The sequence below is a fragment of the Moorena sp. SIO3H5 genome, from assembly GCF_010692395.1.
GTDB lineage: Bacteria > Cyanobacteriota > Cyanobacteriia > Cyanobacteriales > Coleofasciculaceae > Moorena.
The window spans coordinates 1-6,894 of sequence record NZ_JAAHHS010000396.1 but is presented as its reverse complement, the minus strand read 5'-3'; the positions used below and the strand labels follow the sequence as shown (position 1 = coordinate 6,894).

Below are 6,894 nucleotides of genomic sequence, written 5' to 3'. Positions count from 1 at the left end.
GCAGCAGCATAATTTCCTTGACCTGGTGAACCGATTAAGGAAGCTATTGAAGAGAAGCAGACAAAGAAATCTAACGGTAGCTCTTGGGTAAATTGATGTAAATGCCAAGTTCCTCCTACCTTTGGTGCCATTACTTTGGCAAAATTCTCCCAACTCATCTGTTGCAGGGTTGCGTCATCAAGTATTCCGGCGGCATGAATAATACCTTTTAGTATAGGTAAAGATGTCTGAATCTGTTCAATAATTTGGGCAACATCTTGTTCAAGAGAAATATCTCCTAACAAAACCTTAACTTTAGCTCCTGCTTGTTCTAACTTTTCTATGATTTCTTGTACTTTTTTTGATGGAGCACTACGTCCAGTCAACACCAGATGTCGAGCGCCCTTTTCTACTAGCCATTGTGCTGTATGTAACCCTAAAGCTCCGAGTCCTCCTGTAATTAAGTAAGTGGCATCAGATGCTAAAGATAGTGCTTCAACAGATGCCTGAAGAGATTGCTGAACCAAACGGGCTACATAGGTTTTTCCTTCTCGTAAAGCTAGATAGTCTTCTTCTGAGTTGTTTACTAGTAATTGCAACAGCTTTTCTACATCCTCTTCTGATGTTTGCGGGTCTAAATCTACTAATCCCCCCCAAAGCTGCGGATGTTCTAGAGACACGACTCTACCTAATCCCCACAAGGGTGAGGCAGCTACTGTTAGTTTTTCCATGTTCGATAATACTGACTGAGCGCCCCTGGTGACTAGCCATAATTGAGGAACATTGGTAGTTTTGAGCACACTTTGTAGCAGGTGCAATACACTAGCACACCCCCACAGTTGAGTCTGCTCTAAGGTGTTTAGGGTTAAATGTTCCGTAACTGGAGCATCTAAGCTCCACAAATGGATTACCCTTGATAAGGGCAGTTGACTGGTTTCTATAATGGCTTCATAAAGTTGTCCAAATTCTTCAGGAGCAGAGGGATTGAGTTGATATCTTCCTGTTGCTAGTTGTTGATATTTATCTGCTCGATAAACTAAGCTACATTTATGTCCTTGCTGTTGTAATTTTTGGGCTAATTTCTCTGCTACCCCCGTATTGTCGGCAAAAATCAACCAATGACTCACTTGAATGCCGTTTTTTAGGGAAATTTCAGGTAAAGGTTGCCACTGAAGTTGATAGAACCAATCTTTAATCCTTGCTGCTGCTAATTGTTGCTGATGTTGCTTAGTTAGTAGTTCTAAGATTTTCGGTAAAAGTTTAAGCTGTTCTGGTGAAAAGTTTGCTGCTTTTTCCAGTTGTTGTGCTAAGGTGTCAATTTCTCCTTTACTGAGGAGGTTGACGATCTCAGTATTAGTATCTTTCTCTGCAAAAGAAGCATTGCTTTGATATCCATTATCTTTTGTTTCTACCCAGTAGTGTTGTCGTTGGAAGGGATATGTTGGCAATATTACTTTCTCACGGTTATAGTCTTGGTCAAATCCTGACCAATCTACTTTGGCTCCCTGTACATATAACTGTCCCAAACTAGAGAGCATCTGTTGCCATTCTTCTACTCCCGGACGCAATGATGGTAACCAGACACCCACTTCTTCTGGTAAACATTGACGCCCCATTCCTAATAATATTGGTTTAGGTCCGATTTCTAGGAATAACTCATATCCTTCCTGATGCAGAGTTTTCATACTCTGGGCAAACCGCACTGGTTGGCACACATGATTTACCCAATATTCGGCAGTGGTAATTTCCAAATCCACCTGTTGACCAGTAATATTTGATATTAGAGGTATCCGAGGCTGACTATAGCTCGTTTCTTTGGCTACTGCTTCAAATTCTGCCAACATTGGTTCCATCAGAGGAGAATGGAAAGCGTGAGACACTTGTAGTTGTTTGGTTTTGATACCAAGGGATTCTAAGTGAGTTGCGATCGCTCTTACTGCTTCTGCTTCGCCAGAAATTACTGTGCTTTCGGGTCCATTGATGGCTGCTATGGCTACTTTTTCTGACCGGGACATCCCTTTCAAAGTCTCTAGAACTTTCAACTCTGATGCCATAATTGAAATCATCTCGCCACCAGCAGGTAATTTCTGCATCAAAGAGCCTCTAGCGGCAATTAGTCTCAAACCATCTTCTAAACTCCATACTCCTGCTACAGTTGCCGCAACATATTCTCCTACACTATGACCCATAACGACATCTGGTTTAATCCCCCACGATTGCCAGAGTTTAAATAGGGCATATTCTATGGCAAATAAAGCAGGTTGAGTATAGGCTGTTTGATTCAGTAGGGAGGAATCCGATGAGTCATCTGCTGGATAGAGTATTTCTTGTAGGGAATTGTCCTGAAACGTTTCTAGGTTACTGAGAATTTCTTCACATTGGTTAATCGCTTCACGGAAAGTTGGTGCTTGTTGATACAACTGCCTGCCCATGTTGATATATTGAGAACCTTGCCCTGTGAAGAGGAAAGCGATTTTGGCTACTGTGGTGTTATTTGGCAGTTCTCGTGAGTAGATTCCAGCTACTTCTTCTTCCTCTTGGTGCTGTCGGAGTTTGTCAACTAATTCTTGTGGGTTAGAAGTGACAACTGCTAGTCTGTGGTTGAAGTGGGTACGTCCTGTGTTAGCTGTATAGCAGATATCGCCTATTCCTAATTCGGGATGAATTTTTATATAATTTTGATAATTACTGAGTAAATCACTAAGAGCCGTTTGAGTTTTGGCTGAGATAGTTAACAAATGAACTGAACGTTCTAAGTCATCTTCTGGCACGGAAGAATAGCCATTCTCCCGTACTTTTACCGATGAACTGTTGCCTTCTGTTGTGGCTTCTTCTAAGATCACATGAGCATTTGTGCCACTAAAACCAAAGGAACTCACTCCCGCGATGCGACTGTTACCATTAGTTTGCCAAGGGGTCAGTTGAGCGGGAACTTTTAGAGGTAATTGTGACCAATTAATATAAGGATTAGGCTGGTTAAAATGCAGTGATGGCGCTATTTTTTTCTGTTGCAGTTGTAGAACTACCTTCATCAAACCTGCAATTCCTGCTGCTACTTCTAAGTGACCAATATTAGTTTTAGCGGAACCAATGATCACAGGCTGTTCAATAGAGTGGTTTTTGCCAAATACCTTTCCCAACGCTCCGACTTCAATGGGGTCTCCCAGGGAAGTTCCGGTACCATGAGCTTCAATATAACTGACACTGGCTGGCTCCACACCCCCATTAGCCAAGGCTTGGCGAATCACAACTTCTTGAGATGGTCCGTTAGGTACTGTTAAACCACCACTCGGTCCATCTTGATTGACTGCCGTGCCGCGAATTACTGCTAGAACATTATCTCCATTAGCTAGTGCGTCGGAAAGTCGCTTCAAAACGATCACTCCGCATCCTTCACCACGGACATAACCATTGGCAGAAGCATCAAAGGTCTTGCACCTACCATCAGGAGATAACATTTTGGCCTGAGAGAAAACAATACTAAACTTGGGAGATAGAATTAGATTCACACCCCCTGCTAGAGCCAGATGGCATTCTCGCTGTCGCAAACTCTGACAAGCCAGATGCACCGATACCAAAGAGGAAGAGCAAGCAGTGTCTACTGCCAGATTCGGTCCAGTGAGTCCCAAGATGTATGATAAACGACCTGTAGCGGCACTGGGTACATTACCTGTACCCCAATAAGCTTCTGGTATTTCCGAGGTTGCCAGCTGATTTAAGTAATCGTTACTACCGATCCCAATAAATACTCCCGTGAGGCTATTAAACAATTTCTCCGGGACAATGTTAGCTCTTTCGATAGCTTCCCAACTCACTTCGAGCAACAAGCGTTGTTGAGGGTCTAAGCTGTGAGCTTCTCGGGGAGAAATCCCGAAAAATGGGGCATCGAAGCGATCGATTTCGGAAAGAAAACCACCGTCGCGGGTAGCAATTTTGCCGGGAGCATCTGGGTCTGGGTCATAATACTCATCAATGTTCCATCTATTTTTAGGTACTTCGGCGATCGCATCTACTCCATCATTGAATAGCTGCCAGAAGGCTTCGGGAGAATCTACTCCACCAGGGAAGCGACAGCCCATGCCAATTATCGCTATGGGTTCTTTTTCTTGATTTTCAAAAGCTTCTAATTTAGACTGCAAAGTTTCTATCTGGAGAAAAGCATTTTCCATTAATGCTTTGTAGTCTATAGTGCGGCTACTTTGACTTTTTTTCATTAGCTTTTTTTACCCTCCAGAGATTCTAATTTTCTAGCCAGTAGATTGGCCATTTCATCTTCAGATATTTCCTGAAAACGAAATGTGTTATCTATTTCCTCTTGTTCTAAATTTTCTATTTCATCTAGGTTAGAAGAGAATTCTATTGGGATGACATCGTTGGCCAAATACTCTACCAGTACTTCTACAGTCGGATAATCAAATAACAATGTTGAACTTAAGTTGGTTTCTAAGCTTGACTCCAAGCGATTTTTTAATTCTACTGCCATCAAAGAATCTAATCCTAAATCAAACAAAGGTTGGCGCATTCCTATTTTTTGGCCATCCCTCCAACCTAATGCTTTGGCGATCGCTGAGCGAATGTGAATTGTTAATAACTCCTGACGTTCTGAAATAGCTGCTGCTTCTAGTTGTGCTTTAAATGCTGACTTTTGGGTTAATGATGGCTCAATGGAAATCAATGCCTCCAAGAATGGTATCTTTTGTCCACTTGGTAGTTGACTGACAAACTTTGACCAATTAATGGGCAACACCCCAACTTGGCTGGGAGACTCTGATAACAATGACCCTAATGCCTGCATCCCTTGTTGAGGTTCTATGGCACTGATGCCACTGCTCTCCAGCCGTTGCTGATGCTGACCTGCTAAACTAGCTGCCATCCCTGATGATGCCCAGGCTCCCCAATTAATACTCAATCCTGGTAATCCCATACCGCGACGATAATGAGCTATTGCATCCATAAACTCATTAGCAGCGGCATAATTTCCTTGACCGGGATTTCCCAGCAGAGAAGACATGGAGGAAAAACAAACAAAGAAATCTAAAGGTAGATCTTTGGTTAGTTGATGCAAATGCCAAGTACCTTCTACTTTTGGCAGCATTACTTTTACGAACTGCTGCCAACTCATATTTTGCAGTACCCCGTCATCCAACACCCCGGCGGCATGAATCACTCCTCGCAAGCTAGGCAACTCCCCTTCAATTCTCTGCATTATCTGAGATACTTGCTCAGAGCAAGAAACATCAGCAAGCTGAACACTCACCTTTACCCCCAGATCCTCCAACTGTGCGATGGCTGTTTGTGCTTCAGCTGAAGGAGAACTGCGTCCCATCAATACCAAGTGACGAGCTCCCTTGTCCGCTAGCCACTTTGAGACCTCTAATCCCAAAGCACCTAATCCTCCTGTCACCAAGTAGCTACCCTGTGCTTGTATCTCTACCTTCTTTTGTTCTTTCAATGGGGGAATAGCAACCACAACCTTCCCTATATGTTTTGCTTGTTGGAGATATCGGAAAGCTTCCTGCACCTGTCCTAACTCAAACACTTGATGTGGTAGAGGTTGCAATTGCCCCGTCCTCAACTCTGTGCCTAGTTCGCTCCAGAGCTGCGCTATTAGCTCAGGCTGCTCTCGTACCATCTCCACCAGGTCAAAAACCTCATACTTGGCATCCGGACGGTGTTCTTTTGCTTTGCTCTGTGACCAAATATTGATTTTACCAATCTCAATAAATCGACCTCCATGAGCTAAAGTTTGAAAGCTATAGGGAATGTATTCTTCATTGAAGCTGTTGAGCACCACATCCACTCCCAGATCCTCAGTAGCTGCTTTTACTTGCTCAGCAAACTCCAGAGTCCGGGAATCCATGATTTGCTCTACCCCCTGCTGCTGCAAAAACTTCCATTTGGGAAGACTGGCTGTCGCAAAGACTTCGGCTCCCCTACGTTGAGCTAACTGAACCGCAGCCTGTCCAACTCCCCCGGCAGCGGAATGAATCAACACTCGTTCTCCCGGTTGTAGGTTAGCTAAATAGTTCAATCCGTAGTGAGCTGTGATAAAAGCTGTAGGCAAAGTGGCTGCTGCTTCAAAACTTAGGTTTTGGGGCTTAGGTAGTGCTAACTCAGCTGGAATTGTCATATAGTGAGCCAGACACCCTATGGCTAAAGCCAACACAACCTCATCACCTACTTGTAAATGCTCAACATCAGATCCCACAGCTACCACCACACCAGCACATTCCCCACCAAAGACTACCTGCTCGGCACTGTCAAATAGATGTTGAGTATATTCCTGCATCATGCCTAAAGCAGTGAGAACATCGCGGAAGTTGAGACCAACTGCCCTAACTTGAATCTCCACTTCTCCCCTTTCAGGCTGTCGGCGCTGCTGAGGTTGAAGTACGAGATTGTCTAAAGTGCCGTAAGCTCTCAGCCGGAGTTGTTGAGGGTACTCTTCGGAAGCTTGGGGGACAAAACGTTCCAGTCTCGCGACATGGCGTTCTCCTTGTCGATAGGCTACTTGGTCTTCAGCATCAGGAGCAAACAACTCTTGCAGTAGCATTTCTACCCCTTCAGCAATGCTGGCATGGTTCGGATCCAAGTCTACACGGTGGCATTTCAACTCCGGATGCTCCAACGCAATCACCCTACCCAGACCCCACAAAGGGGATTGCTGCACATTTATGGTAGTTTGAGCTGCTATACATTGAGCTCCTTGAGTTACCAACCACAGAGGGGGCAATTGAGAAGCAAGCACTTCGGTTAGAGCTTGGATTAAGTGCAGTGTACTTCCACAGACAAGTTCTTGGGCTTGATTCAACTGTTGTGAGTCACTTAACAAACTCCACAAGTGAACCACACCTTGCAGAGTAACCCCTTTCTCAACTATCTTCTGCAACAATTGTTGGAAAGATTCCTTTTGGG

General features: G+C 44.1%; 2 protein-coding genes. Both read right to left on the bottom strand.

Features of this window, described 5'->3' with window-relative positions:
- Positions 1-4,193 (bottom strand): type I polyketide synthase (locus tag F6K52_RS29320; RefSeq protein WP_293087047.1); only part of this gene is annotated, 4,193 nt, incomplete at its 3' end.
- Positions 4,193-6,894, bottom strand: a 2,702-nt coding sequence (locus F6K52_RS29315) for an SDR family NAD(P)-dependent oxidoreductase (RefSeq protein WP_293087044.1), incomplete at its 5' end; no start/stop codon positions are given. The genes F6K52_RS29315 and F6K52_RS29320, both read right to left, overlap by 1 nt.